Source organism: Pedobacter kyungheensis, assembly GCF_000812965.1.
In the GTDB taxonomy this organism is placed as follows: Bacteria; Bacteroidota; Bacteroidia; order Sphingobacteriales; family Sphingobacteriaceae; genus Pedobacter; species Pedobacter kyungheensis.
Map to the genome: position 1 here is coordinate 1 of NZ_JSYN01000050.1, position 19,557 is coordinate 19,557.

General features: G+C 38.8%; 18 protein-coding genes. 14 read left to right on the forward strand and 4 right to left on the reverse strand.

The window, feature by feature from the left end; genetic code table 11:
- The 3 genes from OC25_RS25970 to OC25_RS25980 form a co-directional block, all read left to right on the forward strand.
- The coding region (locus tag OC25_RS25970) for an RHS repeat domain-containing protein (RefSeq protein WP_039483222.1) at positions 1 to 1,008 on the forward strand (1,008 nt) is incomplete at its 5' end.
- Positions 1,009 to 1,106: 98 nt separating this feature from the next.
- A complete protein-coding gene (locus tag OC25_RS27245) occupies positions 1,107 to 1,811 on the forward strand; it encodes a toxin-antitoxin system YwqK family antitoxin (protein ID WP_052266493.1) in 705 nt (234 codons plus the stop codon).
- Between the two features lie 471 nt (positions 1,812 to 2,282).
- On the forward strand, positions 2,283 to 2,624 hold the full coding sequence (locus OC25_RS25980; RefSeq protein WP_039483226.1) for a hypothetical protein: 342 nt from the start codon (positions 2,283 to 2,285) through the stop codon (positions 2,622 to 2,624).
- Between the two features lie 298 nt (positions 2,625 to 2,922).
- Here the strand turns inward: OC25_RS25980 and OC25_RS25985 are convergent, their stop codons facing one another.
- Positions 2,923 to 4,089, reverse strand: a complete 1,167-nt coding sequence (locus OC25_RS25985) for a DUF4185 domain-containing protein (protein WP_052266494.1) — start codon at positions 4,087 to 4,089, stop codon at positions 2,923 to 2,925.
- Between the two features lie 361 nt (positions 4,090 to 4,450).
- Here OC25_RS25985 and OC25_RS25990 point away from each other — a divergent pair, with 361 nt between their 5' ends.
- Positions 4,451 to 4,768, forward strand: coding sequence for a hypothetical protein (locus OC25_RS25990; protein WP_039483229.1), 318 nt, complete (start codon positions 4,451 to 4,453; stop codon positions 4,766 to 4,768).
- A gap of 74 nt (positions 4,769 to 4,842) precedes the next feature.
- Here the strand turns inward: OC25_RS25990 and OC25_RS25995 are convergent, their stop codons facing one another.
- Together OC25_RS25995 and OC25_RS26000 are read right to left on the reverse strand one after the other, a co-directional pair.
- Entirely contained in the window at positions 4,843 to 5,640 is a 798-nt protein-coding gene (locus OC25_RS25995) for an SDR family NAD(P)-dependent oxidoreductase (RefSeq protein ID WP_039483232.1), read from the reverse strand.
- Positions 5,641 to 5,651: 11 nt separating this feature from the next.
- Entirely contained in the window at positions 5,652 to 6,488 is an 837-nt protein-coding gene (locus tag OC25_RS26000; RefSeq protein WP_052266495.1) for an AraC family transcriptional regulator, read from the reverse strand.
- 220 nt (positions 6,489 to 6,708) lie between these two features.
- Between OC25_RS26000 and OC25_RS26005 the strand changes: the two genes are divergently transcribed.
- The 3 genes from OC25_RS26005 to OC25_RS26015 all read left to right on the forward strand — a co-directional run bounded on the left by OC25_RS26005 (position 6,709) and on the right by OC25_RS26015 (position 10,646).
- The gene (locus OC25_RS26005) at positions 6,709 to 7,323 is read left to right on the forward strand and encodes a class I SAM-dependent methyltransferase (RefSeq protein WP_039483234.1); all 615 of its coding nucleotides are present in this window, start codon (positions 6,709 to 6,711) and stop codon (positions 7,321 to 7,323) included.
- A gap of 281 nt (positions 7,324 to 7,604) precedes the next feature.
- Positions 7,605 to 9,635 (forward strand): beta-L-arabinofuranosidase domain-containing protein, encoded by a 2,031-nt coding sequence (locus OC25_RS26010; protein ID WP_039483237.1) that lies wholly within the window; start codon positions 7,605 to 7,607, stop codon positions 9,633 to 9,635.
- 33 nt (positions 9,636 to 9,668) lie between these two features.
- Positions 9,669 to 10,646, forward strand: coding sequence for a family 43 glycosylhydrolase (locus OC25_RS26015; RefSeq protein ID WP_039483239.1), 978 nt, complete (start codon positions 9,669 to 9,671; stop codon positions 10,644 to 10,646).
- 39 nt (positions 10,647 to 10,685) lie between these two features.
- On the opposite strand, the gene OC25_RS26020 is transcribed toward OC25_RS26015, so the two are convergent.
- On the reverse strand, positions 10,686 to 11,573 hold the full coding sequence (locus OC25_RS26020; RefSeq protein WP_039483241.1) for a winged helix-turn-helix domain-containing protein: 888 nt from the start codon (positions 11,571 to 11,573) through the stop codon (positions 10,686 to 10,688).
- A gap of 106 nt (positions 11,574 to 11,679) precedes the next feature.
- Between OC25_RS26020 and OC25_RS26025 the strand changes: the two genes are divergently transcribed.
- The 7 genes from OC25_RS26025 (at position 11,680) to bla (ending at position 19,278) form a co-directional block, all read left to right on the forward strand.
- A complete protein-coding gene (locus OC25_RS26025; protein ID WP_039483275.1) occupies positions 11,680 to 12,786 on the forward strand; it encodes a ligand-binding sensor domain-containing protein in 1,107 nt (368 codons plus the stop codon).
- 73 nt (positions 12,787 to 12,859) lie between these two features.
- Positions 12,860 to 13,414 (forward strand): dihydrofolate reductase family protein, encoded by a 555-nt coding sequence (locus OC25_RS26030; protein WP_039483244.1) that lies wholly within the window; start codon positions 12,860 to 12,862, stop codon positions 13,412 to 13,414.
- A 548-nt stretch (positions 13,415 to 13,962) separates the two neighbouring features.
- A complete protein-coding gene (locus OC25_RS26035; RefSeq protein ID WP_039483246.1) occupies positions 13,963 to 14,160 on the forward strand; it encodes a hypothetical protein in 198 nt (65 codons plus the stop codon).
- Positions 14,161 to 14,366: 206 nt separating this feature from the next.
- A complete protein-coding gene (locus OC25_RS26040) occupies positions 14,367 to 14,654 on the forward strand; it encodes a hypothetical protein (RefSeq protein ID WP_039483248.1) in 288 nt (95 codons plus the stop codon).
- A 1,668-nt stretch (positions 14,655 to 16,322) separates the two neighbouring features.
- Complete coding sequence (locus tag OC25_RS26060; protein ID WP_052266496.1) at positions 16,323 to 17,744, forward strand: GDSL-type esterase/lipase family protein; 1,422 nt, start codon at positions 16,323 to 16,325, stop codon at positions 17,742 to 17,744.
- Between the two features lie 26 nt (positions 17,745 to 17,770).
- Positions 17,771 to 18,253, forward strand: a complete 483-nt coding sequence (locus OC25_RS26065; protein ID WP_039483259.1) for a DUF2004 domain-containing protein — start codon at positions 17,771 to 17,773, stop codon at positions 18,251 to 18,253.
- Positions 18,254 to 18,399: 146 nt separating this feature from the next.
- Entirely contained in the window at positions 18,400 to 19,278 is an 879-nt protein-coding gene (gene bla / locus OC25_RS26070; RefSeq protein WP_082018726.1) for a subclass B3 metallo-beta-lactamase, read from the forward strand.
- The last annotated feature ends 279 nt before the right edge of the window (positions 19,279 to 19,557 follow it).

Sequence of the window (19,557 nt, forward strand, 5' to 3'; positions counted from 1 at the left end):
CTGAGTGATCACTTGGGGAATGTTAGGGTAACTTTTAAACAAAGCCCTATACCTCCCTATGCTTTAGAGGTAATACAACGTGATGATTACTATGCTTTTGGATTAAGAAAAGAAGGTTCTCCAAATGCCAATGTAAACAAGTATCTTTACAATGGCAAGGAGTTGCAGGAGGAGCTGGGGCAGTATGATTACGGCGCAAGGTTTTATGATCCGGTGATTGGAAGATGGAACGTGATTGATCCACTGGCGGAGAAGATGAGAAGATATTCATCTTATAATTATGGTTTCAATAACCCGATACGTTTTGTTGACCCTGATGGAATGGAAGGTAAAGATTGGGTAAAAAAAGGTAATACTTGGACATGGGATGAAAATATTAATACTGCTGAGCAAGCTAAGACTGCAGGGTATGACGATTATAGAGCTCCAGGTTCTATAATCGAAACCGCGAGTATTGGAGAACAGAAAGCAAAAGGAAGCGTACTCTTAGGCGAAAATGGTCAGGCCAGTTATGTGCCAACAAATAACATCATAGTCACTGGATTCGAAATGCTTTCCAATTGGTTGCAGAGTTTCCAGCAAAAGGATAGCCCAATAGGAAGCGGCTGGACAATGTATAATAGTGGGAATGGAATGGGACCTGATCCTGATGCAAGATTTGGCCCGAATGCAAAGGAAATAAGTTCTTTGGGAGACATTTCTTCATTATTAAGTTATGGGGGGCAACTAAGGACAAACAGTTCTCCTCCTCCATTTTTTAATCCTTTTGATGCATTTGGTGCTGCAGATAATATATCCCAAGGAAAATTGATGAAGTACCTAACTAAAAAAGAAGTAGCAGCAGATACATCTGTGTTAACAAATTTGTTAATAGATGACAAAAGAGGGGACACTATTACAAGCCAACAATTTATGGGAAGAACTTCATCCAGTGGAACGAAGTTATATTTGAATTCAGATGGTAGCTTAACAACAACACCTAAGTACAATCATAGTAACAATAAATAAAAGTTAATGAGAAAAAATATTTTTTTGATTTTGTTGCCCTGTTAGTTTCATTTGTGATAGTTCTTTGCTACATAAACGAAGAATTCTATTATAGAATTTTGAGTAAAAGTGGAGAAAGCTACAAATTAAATTCAAACGGTAATTTCGAAGGAAGGAGTCGTATTTATAGAAAAGGTATTAAAATATTTGATGGATATTTTATAAACGGTAAAATGGATGGTTGGTCTTTCAAGTATTATGATAATGGGGAGCTGGAGAGGAAAACATCTTACAAAGATGGTGTTATCAATGGCCATGAATATGAGTATTATTCTAATGGAAAGCTAAAGGCTGAAAAATTCTCATTCAAAGGGAGATTGTATGCTGAACAAATATACTACTCAGAAAAGGGGCAACCAACGGGTTATTGGGTCAGAGATCACAGAGACATGCCTAATGATTTTTTATATATTAATTATAATAATTCAGGAACTATAAAACAAGTTATTGGTACTTTACTCAGCGAAGAATTTGCTGTTCGTAAGAATGATGGCTTCGAAATTCTTAGACAGGGAAATAGCTACAAAAATATTGATGATCTTTATATAACAGTTGCAAATCCACCAAAACTTAAATCGACATTCAAAATATTGGTTAATAGTAAAGAATATATTTTCTCTGATATTAAAACAAATACTTTACAACTTGCTGGAGCTTTTACAAAGGCCGGAAAGTATGCTATAGTTGGTATAGGCACATTAAAAGATAATGATAAATTGATTAAGAGAGACACTATTTCTGTGACTATTATAAAAAGTATATAGAGCGATAATATATTGTTCTTGGCACTTACTGACTAAGATTTTGATATCTGTTGGAAAGTATGAGAAGCTGTATCCTAGTTGGTCGGGATTTATAGCCCCGGTTCCCATCTATCCGTAGTCTTGTGCCCTTGGATTGAGGGTAGGGAGACTACGGATTAATTAATGGAAGCGTAAGTGGATAACTTATAGCCTGGTCTTAGTTTGTATAGCAATTATTATAATTAGCAGTAGTTATCAATTATTTTTTTACGCAGCCCAGTTTGTTATCCTAATGATTTATTTTCTATACTTAAAATGTATTAGAACAAGTGAACTTTACAAGCCTTCTCACTATATCAGGATAATTATTATTTTAGTTTTGAATTTATATGTGTTCATTTTTCAGTAACACTGGCGCTACAATTATTACAAGGGATACAAGGATGTTTAAATTTATGAAGGCAGCAGGGGTGCCTTTTCAAACATTTTAATATGGGGGCTTACAATATTTTAAAAGTTGACATTAAGTGCCAAAATTGCAGTAGTATTTTTATGGTTAATATCCAATTTAAATTTGGTGATACCTGGCAGAATCAATACCTTATAGGGGATTTAATAAGATGGGGAGGTGCCGATATTGGAATGCCAGGACTTGATAAAGTTAAGGTTTATGGAATATCGGAATTGGATAAATGTCCAAGTTGCCAACAACCAATATTTGACGAGTATGAGATAATCGTTGAGAAAGATATAATTAAATATATTAATCCAATATTCAATTTAGAAGATTACGATTCTAACGATGGCAACTATGTAATTCCAGTCCAGTCTTAGGGTCTCGTTAAAACTAAAATGTACCATCTATCCGTAGTCTTGAGCCCTTGGATTGAGGGTAGGGAGACTAGGGATTAATTAATAGGGTGCGTAAGCGGATAACTTATAGCCTGGCCTTAGCGCCAGGTTTTTTATTTTTATGGTCAGAGTTATACTAACGGGGCAACCAATGCTTTCACTTATACTTACGACCGGCTGAACCGTTTAACCAATGCAGTTGCAGCAACAACCTGAGCGAAGCCAATAGTTCCGATATTATGGGTAATATTACGAGTAACTGTTCAAATCGCATTCATAATTACATCCCTTCAAATTTTACCCTGATAAACCTCGGTCTATAAAGATTAGGATGCGTTTGCAGATCCTTTAAAAAATCGAATGAGTTTACATTATAGCTAATCAGCAGTTCTCCTTTTTTGGATAAACTAGGATGCGCTTTTGCATTATAAGTAAAAAATGATTTCAATTCAATGGCTTCCGAAGTATCCCACAGTTTAATTACTTTACCAAAAGGGCCGTAAGGTGTTTTGCCCACCTGCATACAAATCTGTCTGCCAATACCGCTTTGCTGAAACACCAGTGCATAACGTCCATCAGGCAGTTGCGAAAGACTGAGTTCGTTTGAAACCTGATCTGTTACTGCCGCCGATTTTTTAATGTCGGCCTGCCAATTGGCTCCATCCCAGTAGCTCCATTTGTTGTAGTTTTCAAAATCTTTTGGCAGCACCCTGGCAACGAAAAGTTTCTTGGTTTTTCCGAAAGTGCCGTACACATAAATGTAACCATCGGCATTTACTTCGCCGGCCTGTTTGGTATTGATATAAATGCCTGCCCCAAAAGAACCTGTTTCACCATCCTGGTCGAGATAAAATGGGGTATCCTTTTGTTCGTAATTTTGAAAAGGCAAGGCCTCACCAGCCTTAATTTTGATTAAAGTATTGCCCACTTCGGCGAAGCCAAAAGCACCACCACCTGTACTTTTAATGCGGTAACCAAAAATGAAAGTGGCATTATCCAGTTCCTGGTTTACAAAACCATCGCCAAGCCAGTAATAGTCGCCAGCCTGCGTTAATGGTGTTTTGGGCACGAAGATAGATTCGGGTTTTTGATAGGTATTTTTCCAGCTAAAACTGATTTTATTGGGATCGGGTTCATGACCATACAGCACTGCAACTGCATTGTGGATCATTACGGCGTTAGGCTCCATTTTGCCGTCGCTTACCTTCCCGATCATGCTATCGCTAAAAATAAACAAGGTCTTTTTCGCTTTAGGAGGCGAAGATTCTTTTCCGTTTAATGCAATGCTGTAAATCCCATCGCCACCAAACCAGCCATCCGTTCTGTTAAACAGATTGTTCCATTCGGGTGCAGTTGCTACTTTAAACCTGATGCTATCCAGTTCCTGTGCACGTAACGATATAGAAGCAATAAAACTTAGCCATAACAGGGATACAAAAGCTTTCATAGGATGGATCAAATTATATTTTTTATCCTGCCATAAAAATATTTACAGATCGGCTGATCGACAAAAATCATGGTCAGGCAGGCTAAAGCAATCAATAAAAATAAAGATATGATAATTACCATTACTATTTGTGCATAGCTGATTTTCTATTTTGCTTGTAACTTTATGGGGATTTTTCTTCGGGCCTCATTCAAAAATTAAAAGCAGCATCCGATAGGCGTGTTTTATACCTCAGGCTAATGCTATGCGCTTTTTTGCTTATTTCAGGCAAAGGCCTTACAGGCTAAAATTATTTCCTTTCATTATCAGGAGCTTAGGTCGTAGCACTTGCAGGAATGAAAGCCAATGATATATTTGCAGCATGACCGTAACCGTTTTAGCTATATTGGAGACCGATTTTAAACCCGAAAAGGCATTAGCAAAAGTCATGAATGACCGGCTGCAAAGAGCAGCAAAAGAACTGCAAACCAGCCACCTGAAATCACTTTCGGGCAGGGGCTTTACCAGCGATGACCTGGTTGTTTATATCAGTTATAACCCTAAATACAAAATCCGTTACCGGATTGTAAACGATGTACCTGCAGATATCGAATATTTTGTTGCTGAAACCTGTGGAAGGCTTGGCTATATCCTCTGGCGGGCAAACGCAATAGGGGTAAGCAACGAATTTATTTCCTAAAGCAGGAAAAATATTTAGTTTAAAATAAATTAAGATAAGGGAGCCGATATTTCGATCAGCTCCCTTTTTTATTTCTACAGACAACGGATCGTGCCGCCATCTACGCGGAGTACAGCGCCGCTGATATAGTCTGCAAAGCGGCTGCAGAGATAAGTTACCGCACCGGCAATCTCATCAGGCTCCCCAAATCTTCCGGTATCATTGGGTATAAGCTCCTGAACAGCCTTGTATTTGATTTCCTCAGGGTCTGTTCCCCAGTTAAATTTAGGGGCCGCATTTTTAAGCCATTCTTCAACCATGGGGTTAATAATTGCTCCCGGAGATACCACATTCGAGGTAATGCCGGTATCTTTGATCGATCTCGCCAGTGAAACCGAAAGGTTGTGGCGTGCGGCCAGGGTTGCATTATAATGGGGCTGTTCTTTGATCGGCTGAATACCTAATCCGCCACCAATATGTATTACACGTCCCCAGCCAAGCTGTTTCATTTGTGGAACAATACGCTGGATCATTCTCACATAAGAAACCACATTCGTATTGTAAATATCCATCCAGTCTTCAGCACTGGCCTCTCCCCATGATTTGTGGGAAGTTGCACCCGCATTGTTCACCAGGATATCAATCTGTCCACCAGATAAGGCAGCTGCGGCCACCTGATCAGCCCCTTCGTCAGTAGCAAGATCGCCGATAGCCATGGTTGCTGAACCGCCTTTTGCCAATATTTGCTGTACCACGCGACCGGTACGCTTTTCGTCACGGCCATGGATAATCACTGTAGCCCCCTCACTGGCCAGCATGTTTGCTATTGCCTCACCCAAACCGGAACTTGAACCGGTAACCAGGGCTCTTTTACCTTTTAATTGTATGTCCATTTTTATTTTATTTATTGATTTGAATATTTTTTATTTGGTGCATAACCGAACGCCTTTTTATAGGCATAAGAAAAATGAGAAAGATCTTCAAAACCCAGATCCAGGTAGATATCTGAAGGTTTTTCATTTTTCTCTTCAATATGGAACTTAGCCTCCTGCAATCGCTTTTGGATTAGCCACCTGTTGGGACTTAAGTGAAACTGCTTATCGAAATCTCTTTTAAATGCAGAAAGACTGCGACCAGTTAAAAAAGCAAAGCGTTCGATACTTACGTTATATCTGTAATGATTGTTCATGAAAGCTTCCAAATCAATCTTGCCGGGTTGGCTAAAATCGAATAGGATATTTTTTAATCTGGGATCGTTTTGTATGAGCAGTAAGATAAGCTCCTGTGTTTTAAGTAAAACAATTCGCTCGTCCACCCTTGGCTGATTGAGGTAAGGAATAAGTGATGTGCTAAAACCGCGCAGCAGATTGTCAGGCTGGAGCAAAAAGGGTTCTGTGGGGGTTGGCAGTTGATTTGCCAGTAATCCATAACGGTCACTCATTTCACGCAGGGTAGCCTGATCAATATGAACAGCTACCGACTTGAAACCTCCATCGCTGGTATTTTTAACATACCGGGCCAGTTGGTTTCGCCTGAAAAACCTGAAGTCGCCTTGTTTAAAAGCGTATTTTTTATCTCCAAGCCAGACATCATGTTTGCCTTGCAGGATATAGCTGAAGATGTGATCGGTTACAAAAGCTTCACCTTCAATGTTTGCTCCTGTATAAGAATTTAACACCAGCTTTGGCTCCTGTACTGTTTCCCTTTGATTGATTAGTACTGTTCTGTTTATTGAATCCATATCTTTAGTTTGATCATTTCAGGGTAGCAGAAAGCTCCATGTTTTGATTAAACAAAATTAGGCAACATCTGCCGCTGCAGCTTTGCTGTAAAGCCCAGATTACTTTGTTGAAAAGCCCGGTTTAAAAAAGCTACTTTAATGATAAATTAGGATTGAATGCTTTAAAGTATTTACACTGTTCTTCAGGTATCTCAGGCGATTCTTTTATCTTTGCGCCTGAATGATACCTAAGCTAAACCTGCAGGAAACCTATGGAAACATAGACATTTATCTCTTTGATCAGCTGCTTAAAGGAACCTATACCAATTGTAACAACATTTTAGAAGCCGGCTGTGGAACAGGCAGAAATTTAATCTATTTTTTAAACAGCGGATATCAGGTATACGGCGTAGACAAGAAAGTTGAGGCTATTAATTACCTTAGGGAATTTTCGGCTGCCTATCCCCATATTAATCCCGAAGAAAACTTTCAGGTATCAGCAGTAGAAAACCTGCCTTTTGAAAATGAGCAGTTTGATCTGGTTATTAGCAGTGCCGTGCTGCACTTTGCCGAAAACCTCGAACATTTTGAGCTCATGCTGGATTCGATGTGGCGGGTGCTTAAACCTGGGGGCTACTTTTTCTGTCGTTTGGCCTCAGAAATAGGCATAGAGTCTTCAGTTCAGTTTATCGGAAACGGCAGGTATATTTTACCTGATGGAACAGAACGCTTTTTGGTTAATCAGGAAATGCTGCTGCGGCTAACCAAAAAACTTGGTGGCGAACTCCATGAGCCGATTAAAACCACCAATGTGCAAAATATGCGCGCCATGACCACCTGGTGCATCAGGAAATAAGCTTACTTTTACCTGAAGTGACACTCAGAAAGTAAATTTCTTCGGCTGATGAAACACATTTCCTAAAGCCCTTAATACCTGTAAGTGTAGTGGAATTAAATAGATAATTTCTAAATAATTTGAACGTTTGGATAACCTGATATATTTTTAGGTTGTAAATTGATACAGATAGTGGAAATATTGAGACTGAATGTATCGCTAAAAGGAAGCTAAAGTCTTTACTTTGGATTCTGGCCTTGTAACAAAAAGGGCTGCTAACCAAATTACTAAAACGCATCACAATGAAGTTTAAGCTGGCATTTTCGCTTATTTCTCTTGGCCTTTTATCTTTTAAGCCAATTCAGGGAGAAGATCCACCCAAAAAGAAAGCCGATAATTACGTCAAGCCGAAATATATTCCTGTTCCGCTGGGCGCAATAAAACCGCAAGGCTGGTTAAAAGATCAGTTAGAAATTATGCTGAAAGGTACTACCGGTCATTTGGATGAAGTTTATAGTAAGCTAAAAGATGATAACGGTTGGCTGGGAGGTAAAGGCGATTCATGGGAAGAAACCCCTTACTGGCTCGATGGAGCTGTTCCGCTGGCTTACCAGTTGGGCGATGCTGCACTACAACAAAAGGTGCTGAAATACATCAACTGGGTATTGGATCATCAACGTCCATCGGGATATTTCGGTGCCATTACCAAAGCCGAGCGTGAAGGCAAAGAAATTACGCTTCAACACCCTGAAAATGGCGACGACTGGTGGCCAAAAATGGTGATGCTGAAAGTACTGCAACAGTATCATGCCGCAACTGCCGATAAAAGGGTGATTACCTTTATGGAAAAGTATTTCAATTATCAGAAAGAAGCGCTTAAAACGGTAAAAATTGGTAACTGGACCGAATGGGCTACTTCCCGCGGACACGACAATGTGCTCATGGCACAGTGGTTATATGGCATTAATGGCGATAAATCGCTGCTGGAATTAGCTGATCTGATCCAAAAACAATCTTTTCAATGGAGTAACTGGTTAGGCAACAGAGATTGGGTAATTAATGCGGCCACTTATCAAAATGACGATCAGTGGATGAGCAGGCATGGTGTAAATGTGGCCATGGCACTCAAAACACCTGCAATTGATTATCAGCGCAGTGGAAATCCCCGTTATCTTAAAGATTTAAAGGTAGGCTTTAAAGATTTGATGACTTTACACGGTTTACCCATGGGGATTTTTTCTGCAGACGAAGATTTGCATGGAAATTTGCCTACGCAGGGCACCGAGCTTTGCGCTACTGTAGAAGCCATGTATTCGCTCGAAAAAATTATAGAAATTACCGGCGATGAAACCTATATGGATGCTCTAGAACGGATGGCATTTAATGCGCTCCCGCCTCAAACAACCGACGATTATAACAATAAACAGTATTTTCAAATGGCCAATCAGGTGCAGATCAGCCGCGGCGTTTTTGATTTTTCACTACCCTTTGATCGGGAAATGAATAACGTATTGGGGATGAGAAGCGGTTATACCTGTTGTTTGGCAAACATGCACCAGGGGTGGACAAAATATACCCAGAGCCTTTGGTATAAAACAGATGGAAATGGGCTGGCAGCATTGGTTTATGCGCCTAATGTGTTGAAAACAATGGTTAATGGTCAGGAAGTTACCATTAAAGAAGAAACCAGTTATCCCTTTGAAGATGAGATCAATTTCGTGTTTTCAAGCAAAAAAGCTGTGATTTTTCCTTTCCACTTAAGGATCCCTGCCTGGTGTAACGAGGCTAAAATTATGGTGAATGGCAAAGAAATAAAATCGGCCAAAGGTGGCACAATAGCAGCGTTAAACCAAAAATGGAACAATGGCGATAAGGTTACATTGAAATTGCCTATGACGATTGCTACCTCTAACTGGGGGCACAATTCGCGGACTATTGAACGTGGACCTTTGGTATATGCATTAAAGCTGGAAGAGAAGTGGGAAAAAGGAAACAACAAGGTTGAAGGCGATTATTTTAGTGTATACCCTAAAAGCGACTGGAATTATGGTTTACTGGAAAGTATCATCGCAGATCCGGCCAAAAATCTTTCCGTATCGTTTAAACCGATGCCACAAAATTTTGTATGGAATTTGAATAGTGCCCCCATCGAAATCAAAGCTAAAGGAAAGAAGATTCCCAACTGGAAGGTAGTTGATGGGGTTGCGCGTCAACCCGTAAGCGACCGGTCGGGGGTATATAAAGGAGAGGTGAATAACGAGGTTGAAACCTTAACACTGGTGCCATTTGGTTTCACCAAGGTTAGGATCGTTGCTTTTCCGGTAGTTAAATAAGATCAGTATCCGAATCAAATATTTTAATAAGACATGCTTAAATATATCTTATCCGTTTCGATTTTGTTTTGCGTATTTAACGTTAAGGCCCAACATCCTAAAATGTATTATGCCGATACTACCGCTACAGGCGTACCATTCAGCAAAGACCCCTCGGTAATTAAGTTTAAAGGAAAGTACCTGATGTATTATTCTATTAAAAGTCCTAAAACCGGTAACGGCATGGATGGCTGGAAAATAGGGATTTCTGAAAGCAGCGATCTTTATAACTGGAAAAAAATTGGCGAAGTTAATCCCGAAGCGGCGTATGAAAGTAAAGGACTTTGCGCACCTTGCGCTAAAGTAATCAATGGTAAGGTGCATATCTTTTACCAAACTTATGGTAATTTCGAAAAAGATGCCATTTGTCATGCTTTTTCTGATAATGGCTTAAACTTTACCCGAAACGCTACTAACCCCATATTTCATCCAACTGGAAGCTGGACAAACGGCCGGGCCATAGATGCTGATGTTTATCGGTTCAAAAATCAGTATTTCCTGTACTTTGCTACCCGCGATGCTGCGGGTAAGATCCAGAAACAAGGGGTGGCTGTTGCACCAGCTAATACCAATTTTGATAGAAAAGATTGGAAACAGGCGGTAGATAACGCTATTTTATCGCCTGAGTATGCGTGGGAGGGCGAATGCATCGAAGCCGCATCGGTTATTCAGAAAGGCAAATACCTGTACATGTTTTATGCAGGCAGTTACAACAATGTGCCCCAGCAAATCGGGATAGCAAAAAGTACCGACGGTATTAGCTGGCAGCGGTTAAGTGATAAACCTTTCCTGGCTAATGGAAAGCCAGGCGAATGGAATGCCAGCGAATCTGGTCACCCGGGTATTTTTGAGGATAGTAACGGCAAAACCTATTTGTTTTATCAGGGTAATAACGATAAAGGACGCACCTGGTTGCTCTCGAATAGAAAAATTGGCTGGAAATCGTCAGGCCCTTACTTACTAAAAGACTAACAGTATTTTGTTGATAATAAAATATTTAGGGCCGATTTTTTAAGCGTTAGTTTCAAGCCTGTAGCCTTTACCGCGTACGACTACAATATTGATATTCGGATCAAATTCCAGTTTTTTTCTAAGTTTGGAGATAAACATATCCAGGCTGCGCCCCACAATAACGCCTTCGTCTTCCCATATCTCTTTCTGTAGCTGGCTTCTTGCTATCGTTTGGTTAGGCGATAAGGCGAAAATGAGTAGCAAACGTGTTTCAGTTCCGGTCAGATCGATGGTTTGCCCGTTTGCCATAAGCTTGCGGTTTTGGGTATCGAATAAGGCTGAGCCTATGTTTAATGTATTGGTATCCTGATTGTTTTGAACTAATGCTTTTCGCGGTTTTGCAGAGCGTAGAAAAATAAAACCTACAAATGCTAAAAATGGTAAACTGCCCAGCAGATATTCATGTTTTGCGATATTTATGCCTGCCGTTTTAAATTTAATGTTAATGAGGTAAGGTGCTTTGGGCTGCACTCTGCCTTTGCAGGCTATAATATCATCTTTTTTATTTTTAGATATAGCAAATCCATAGGCTACACCCGGTTGGTTACTGTTTATTACGTTTACAACATAATCTTTTACCAGCGGATCTCCGGCCAGCAAACGCTGGGTAGTATTAACGAGCAGGTCTGTTCGAAAAGTAAGCTCTTTTTCAAAACTGATTTGGTATTCATTTTCTGAGATCTTTTTTACAGGCATCACCCTCGATGTACCATCGCCCGATTGTAAGAGTAGTTCGTGCCCGATCTTGCGAAGCAAAACTTCCCTTCTCGCCGTTTCAAAATCGTTATGATCTGCCATACTGAGACAGATTACCGTGATAAACGAAAGCAAGATGAATCCGCAAAAGTATTTGCCTTTTCCTGAAATGATATTTAGGCTAATCTTCATAATGACAGGTTTTTATTTACAAAGTTTACATTTTTATTTACAATTCAAATGCCCTGCGCCGAAAGTTATCAAAGTAATTTCGCTCAATCAATTTAATTATATACTGATGAAAAAAAGAAACGTTTTTTACTACCTGCTGATCGTATTGGCAGGAGTAATTTATTTCCCGGCACAGGCGCAGCAAAAAAATGAAGCGAAAGGTATTGCTGAAAAGAAGGGTGCAACAGCCGCTACTCAAAGCCCCAAAGGAATTGTTCGCACCATTAAGCAAGACAGGAAGGGTAACATCTGGATTGCATCTTGGCAGGGGATTTTTAAGTACGATACCCGCCAGCCAAAGGAAGAGAATAAATTTACCAATATCACCGGTACAGTAAGTTCTGCTCGTTTTTTCTCGCTTCTGGAAGATAGAAAAGGAAATTTTTGGTTCGCTTCTGTTGGTTCAGGTGTTTATTATTATGATGGAAAATCTTTCCGGCATTTTACAACAAAAGATGGCCTGGCTAACGATGTGGTTACCAGTATTTATGAAGATAGGGCCGGTAATATTTGGTTGAGTACCGGAAGTGGGGTCAGTCGTTATAATCCGCGCCTGCCTGAGGGGGAGGGAAAAGCCTTTCAGAATTTCAGGATGACGGAAGCGTTACCGGTTAAACAGACCGATTCTGTACATGTTTCAGCTTTCCAGCAACCGATACCCGAAGATAGCTGGATGCATAATGATGTTAATGCGATAATTGAAGACAAAGCCGGAAAATTTTGGATTGCTACACGGGGAAATGCCCGTATTTATGATGCAAGCCAGGCTGATGTACAGGCTAAGGCATTTACCACCATAACCAGGAAAGATGGTAAACCTTTTACCAATGTGCGTTCAATTATCAAAGATAAAAAAGGCAATATCTGGCTGGGCGGTTTCGATGGACTTTGGCGTTACGATGGTCATACATTTACCAATTTCTCACCACAATTTGTGGGTTATGTTTACGAAGATAAAAAAGGAAACATCTGGACCAGCTCAGAAAGTGCCAAAGGCAAGAATTGGGTACTATCCAGATATGAGGCCAAAACGCTCACAGATGAAAAGCCAAAAGTAACTGAAGTCATTACTCAGCCGATGATTTTCGGGATTCAGGAAGATAATGAAGGCAATATCTGGTATGGTGCTGTTGATGGGGTACACCGCTATAATACGCACTTGCCAAAGAGATAGACAGCACGAAAATACTTAATAGCAGAAAAGCATCAAAACTTTCCTAATTTTAAGCCAGATAAAATTAACCGGTATGAGAAAGCTGATTTATGGTATTAACATCACATTAGATGGCTGCTGCGATCACACCAAATTTACTGGCGGCGATGAAATTCAGGATTATTTCAGGGAATTGTTAGAAAGCGTAGATCTGATCATTTATGGTCGTAAAACCTACGAGCTGATGGTGCCATTCTGGCCCGAAGTTGCCGAAACACAATCGATGGATAGGTCGGCAAATGCTTTTGCGAAGGTATTCTCGGGTTTAGACCGCGTGCTGGTTTCGCGCACGATAAAAGAGGTTAACGACAAGAAGACAACCCTTATTGGCGATAACCTGGAGGCAGAAATACTCAGGCTAAAGCAACAACCCGGTAAAGCGATCTCTACAGGTGGGGTAGAATTGCCCGCCAGGTTAATTGAGCTGGGTTTGGTTGACGAATTTCATATGGTGGTGCATCCGCTTATAGTTGGTGAGGGCAGGCGCTTGTTTGCCGAAATGCAGTTGCCCGCAAATCTGGGCTTAAAACTGATAGACACGCAAACTTTGGCAAATGGTTGCGTGGCATTGCGGTACGAAAAGATTTAAATAAATTAAGTTCGGGAACACCTGTACCCATTCGTCATTGCGAACAGTAGGGAAGGATGGTGAGTGGGGGTGAAGCAATCCTTTTTAAACAGTTTTGTAGTTTTATAATCAGGAATAGAAAATTCAATGAGGATAGTCAGATATTACTATTATCGCCTTTATACATATTTTCAGGATGGGAGCGAAATTCCTTTCTTTAAAACTTACTGTGTGCTTTTCGTTTTCTTTTTCATTAATACTCTAACAATTTTAAAAGGAATTGTGCTATTAACACATCAGCATAAATTTACCTTGTTTACCATACAAGGACTTGCGAAATTGTGCTTAATACTAGTTATACCGTTATTTATCTTATTCAGGTATTTGATGATTCATTTAGGTACTCAGGATCTGATTATCAATGAATTTAAAGGCGAAACGAAAAAGCGTAGAAATCTAAGTGCCTTTTTTACAATCTTATATTTTTTTGTATCTATGGCGCTCTTTTTCTCGATTTTAAGAATGCGCGGTTTTACAGAATAAGGAATCTATTATATTTAAAAGAAAAAATGAATTTTCTGTTTTTTATTGTTGGCGTTTTATCAGTAGCGCTGGGTATTTTCATAATGTTAAAAAATAAATTCTATAAATATGAAACCAGTGATATGCTGTTTGTTACTAAATTAAAGGTGTTTTTAGGTGCTGCAATTTTAGTTTTATATGGTTTACTGATATTAATAAATGAGGTAAAAAAGGTAATTAGTTAGATTAAAAATGAAAATTATAAAGGTATTGGATAATTTACCCGTTGGTCGGGATTTGTAATCCCGACTCCCTGCTAGTGCATGCTTCATTCCAAAGGCTGATAGATTTAGATGAACTGTAAAGTGGTATGGAAATGCACATGTAGCACGCGTGTTCCAGCGAGGGGACTTCAGGACATGAATTTTGATAAAACATTTAAAATAAAATAATGAGTTTTGATACTTTAAGTAAGTACAAAGAGATTTTTAACCTGATTTATGATGGTGTAAATATCGAACAGGCAATTGCGGAACTTAAAATTGCAGGTGCCTCTCAAATGATATCAGTCATAGTGTTAAAAGATGCGCTTGGAATCTCATTAATTGATGCAGATGATTTTATAGTTAACTCATTTACATGGTCAGAGAACAAAGAAAATATTGAGGGATTTAGAAAGAAATTTGCGAACGTTGTAAATAATCTAAAGGATGATATCCGCGTTGATCGGGATTTGTAATCCCGACCGTATTGTAATTTATGTTGTTAAAAAAAGGATTTAAACCCGAAGAACTAATATTTGGAGGGATTGCTATTTCAGCAGTAATATTGGAAACGAAATCGGTTGTTCCTGCACTTGTATCTTGTTATTTATTGGCTTTTTATTATTTGCTATTTTGCTGGTATCTTTTCGCTGTTAAAAATGAAAAAAGAATTTTCCGCTCAATATCTTTCGGGATATTGTATTCCATAATCTGGTCAATTATTGGTTCTTGTTCTGTTAAAATGTTTGGCAAAGAGGCTTGGTTTTTCTATTCAATAGAGGCATTGTTGCTTTTAGCGATTGGACTATATCTGTTTTTAAGCAGAAAAAAGAATAGCGATGTTTTTACCTCATCCAATTATTGCAGGATTTCTGTTGTAGTTCTCGTCAATATTTTTATCCTCATATGGAAATAAAAAACTTATCTCGTTGTCGGGCATTGGTAACCTCAAGCTGGTTTATGGATAGCCCCATTTTTTAACTAATTAACCGCAAGAAACAGGTTTTTGTTAAAAAAAGTGTTATTAATTCAGTGATTTTAGCTTTATTTATTTTAAACAATTAATAGAAGAGATATTTAAATGAAATATAAGTGCATTAAAAAGCAGTATTAATACAACATATGCAAAATTTAATCAATAGATACATCATTTCAATAAATGCATATGCATTACATTTTGTTAAAAATTTCTGGCTAAGCGACGGGTATCATTCCGAAAATTATAAGGTTAGTTCAGCTTTTACTATTTTGTTAATTATCCATTATGCATGGTTATATTTTATTAACAACTTTTTACCTTTCAACTGGAAGGCTGTTCTTTTTTTTATCTGTTGCTTTCATCTTTTAGTGGCAGTTCTTTTTAATCACAAAATCACAGCAATAATTAATCAGCCTAAACCTGCGCGGTTCATGCGGTATTATCTATTTTTTATTCTTTATTTATCAATAGGGGTCATCCTCCTTTTTATTGATATATTTTATATTTAAACATAACAAGATAAGGATGGATATTACATTATTTTCAATGGGTTTTGTTATAATGATCGTTGGATTAATTATAATGCTCAGAAACAAATTTTACAAACAAAGACCATACGATATTTCATTTTTAAAGGAGTTGAATTTTTTTATAGGAGGGTTGATTTTTTTTGGGATGGGGTTGGCAGTCTTAATTAATATAATAATTGATTTAGTGTATTGATTAATAGGTGTTTAAGTGTTGAAATGGAGTTGCATAGCAGTTTGAATTGAGTTGTTGGTTGACTTACCTCGTTGGTCGGGATTTATAATCCCGTCCGTATTTGCATCTTGTTAAGATGTCTTAGTAGTCTGAGGTGGTGAAAAAATGTATAACATTCTCCTAAACCCATTATTTAACCATTTAAGATAAATAAGCCTGCATAAACTTATATTCTCTTCAATGTCTTACATGGTAAAAATTAACAGTGCGCTGCGCATTTAGTTTATCTTCCACCTAGTGCCAATATTATTTAAAAGCTTGGCAAAATCGCTAAACAAACTGCACAAATAAATGCGTTTCTTCAAATTCCTGAATCTAAATCAGATAAACTATACCAAATAGAACCAAATTTATGATCTTACTTATGAAAAGGCACTTTTTTATTTTTTTTATAACACTGTGTATGTGTAAAGTGGGAATCCCTTTTTCAGTTTATGCGCAGCAAAAAATTAAAATAGCCTGTATAGGCAACAGCATTACCTATGGTTTGGGACTTGCCAACCGTGAAAAAAACAGTTACCCTGCGCAGTTGCAAAATATGTTAGGGAGCAGTTACGACGTAATGAATTTTGGCCATAGCGGTGCTACTGTGTTGAAAAATACGGTTAATCCTTATTGGAAAACAAAGGCTTATGCCGATGCATTAAAAAGCGAACCCAATATTGTGCTTATTAAATTGGGAACCAATGATAGCAAGGGACCGAATAGAGATAAATACAATGAATTTGAAAGTACTTACAAAGAGCTGATTAACAGTTTCAGGCAGTTACCCACCAAACCACGCATCATTTTAATAGCACCGGTTGCTACATTTAATGCCGATACTAATTCCATTTCTGATCGTGTACTGGTAAACCGGATTATTCCGATGATACAGCAGGTGGCTTTTGACGAAAAACTGGAGTTGATTAATCTTCATCCTTTATTTGTAGATAAAGCAGAGCTGTTTCCTGATAAAATTCATCCCTCAGTCGCCGGAGTAAGCCTCATTGCGTCACGTTTGTATGAAACGATAGTCTTTAAAGGCAATGCAGGTTTCGATATTTACACCAAAATAAATGCAGAAAAGAACATCAGCAGTTTTTACGGTTTTGAATGTGCCAGCTTTAAGTTTAATGGTCGCGATTGTAAGGTTGTTAAACCTAAAGTAGCAGCTAAAGGGCACCCATGGGTGTGGCGTGCACGTTTCTGGGGGCACGAACCACAAGCCGATGTATCGCTGCTCGAACGGGGTTTTCATGTGGTTTACTGCGATGTAGCCGAACTTTTTGGCAATGCAGAGGCCATTACTTTATGGAACAAATTTTATGCATTGATGCGAAAAGGTGGCTTAAACAAAAAAGTAGCTCTGGAGGGCATGAGCCGTGGTGGTGTTTATGTGTACAACTGGGCTTTGGCTAATCCCAAAAAGGTGGCTTGTATTTATGCAGATGCGCCTGTGCTCGATTTAAAAAGCTGGCCGGGAGGGAAGGGGAAAGGACCTGGAAGTAAGCCAGATTGGGAGATTTTTAAAAAAGATTACCAGCTGAATGATGAAGAAGCCAATCGTTTTAATCAAAACCCTTTAGATAATGCAGTGAAAATTGCCAAACTGGGCTTTCCGATGCTGCATGTAGTTGGCGATGCGGATGATGTGGTACCTATAGCGGAAAACACTACACCATTCGAAAAAATAGTACGCGAAAATGGAGGCGATATTAAAGTCATCCATAAGCCCAATGTTAACCACCATCCGCACAGCTTGCCAAACCCTACTCCAATAACCGATTTTATTTTGAAAGCAACAGGACAGCAGATGAATATTGCAGGTAAGGACGAAAAGTAATTATCTTCACCAAAAACTATTATAAAATGAAATTGCGCTATTTTGAAGAACTAAAACCAGATGCACTCCAGGACTATTATTCAACCGATATTGACTTCGAAGGTCGTCAGATACAGCTGGATATTAACTTTGAAAGTAATACCATTGCCGAAAGCCGTTTGTTAATCGTTAACAACATATTAGAGAAATTGCCTGAATTTGTCGATAAGCTTAAACATTTCATTCAAGAGGATTTCAAAGAAGGAAATGATGTACAGGAATTTTTAGATTTCCATATAGATGAAATGGATGAAGAATTAGAATCGTTACTCTTAACAACGGATAAGAAGCTAAATAAAGATGAACAGTTACTGTCGGTTGTATCTTTAAGGCGAATTGGTTTCTATCCGGAAGAAGATGATAATTTTACAGTTGCTGATTTTGGGTTAGATCGTGAAATTTCACAATATGTTTTAGTTGTAAATACGACAGAAGATCAGGAGCTTAATTACATCACCATGGAAAGTTAGGATGATAATGTTGATGATACGCATCAATTAAAGAAATATTTAGATAGAAAACTTTTATGGACCGCTTACGCAAGCGGTCTTTTAATTTTTAGCGAAAAATACATTGAAAAATGCCGCATTTCGGCGCAGATTTTAAATCTTTGTATATGCTAAAGATATCTATAAAAACAACCCTGATTGCACTTACTGCATTATTACTTAATACTATTGTTGCAGCTCAGCAGGTAGTAGAGCCGGCCAATAACCCGGCCGAATGGTCTAAACCTTACCAGCCTTTCCGCATTGTGGGCAATTTGTATTATGTGGGTACTTATGATCTGGCTTGCTATCTGGTTACTACCCCAAAAGGGCATATCCTCATTAATACCGGATTGGCCAATTCCGCCAGTCAGATTAAAGCCAACGTAGAAGCGCTGGGCTTTAAATTTGCTGATATTAAAATACTTTCTACCACACAAGCCCATTTCGATCACATGGGGGCAATGGGTACCATCAAAAAACAAACAGGTGCTAAGCTTTTTATCGATGCAAAAGATGCTGATGTATTGGCCAGTGGTGGCCGTACCGATTATGCACTGGGCGGTAAGGTAAGTTCATATACACCTTTAAAGGCCGATCGGTTGTTAAAAAATGGCGACTCGGTTAAATTGGGTAACATGACACTGGTACTGTTGCATCATCCTGGCCATACCAAAGGCTCATGCAGTTTCCTTTTTAATGTTAATGACGGTAAAAAAACGTATAGGGTACTCATTGCCAATATGCCAACCATTGTCACGCATGAGAAGTTTGATCAGATTAGTGCTTACCCGGAGATTGCGAAAGATTATGCCTATACGCTTGCAGCCATGAAAAAGCTTTCATTTGATATCTGGTTATCCTCACATGCCAGCCAGTTTAACCTGCATACCAAACACCAACCCAGCGATGCCTATAATCCTGCAGTCTTTATCGATAGAAAAGGTTATGATGCTGCATTAGCCGATTTGCAAAAGGAGTACGATAAGAAGCTGAAGGAGAAATAATAAATGTTGTAAAGTTGCAATGTTTTAAGGTTGGAATGTTCTTAGTGCAAAGCCAATCATCTCGTTCAGAATTCATTAATTGTAGCACTAAAAAAGTCTGTCATGCTGAGGGAATTATTTATTGTATAAAAATCAATATGAATGACAGGGAGAGCCTAACGGCATTGATCTACTCGAAAAATCGTCATTGCGAGAAGGAACGACGAAGCAATCTTTCTGCCGGTAATTCTTGCTATAAAGATTGCTTCGTCGGCTGAAAAAGCCTTCTCGCAATGACGA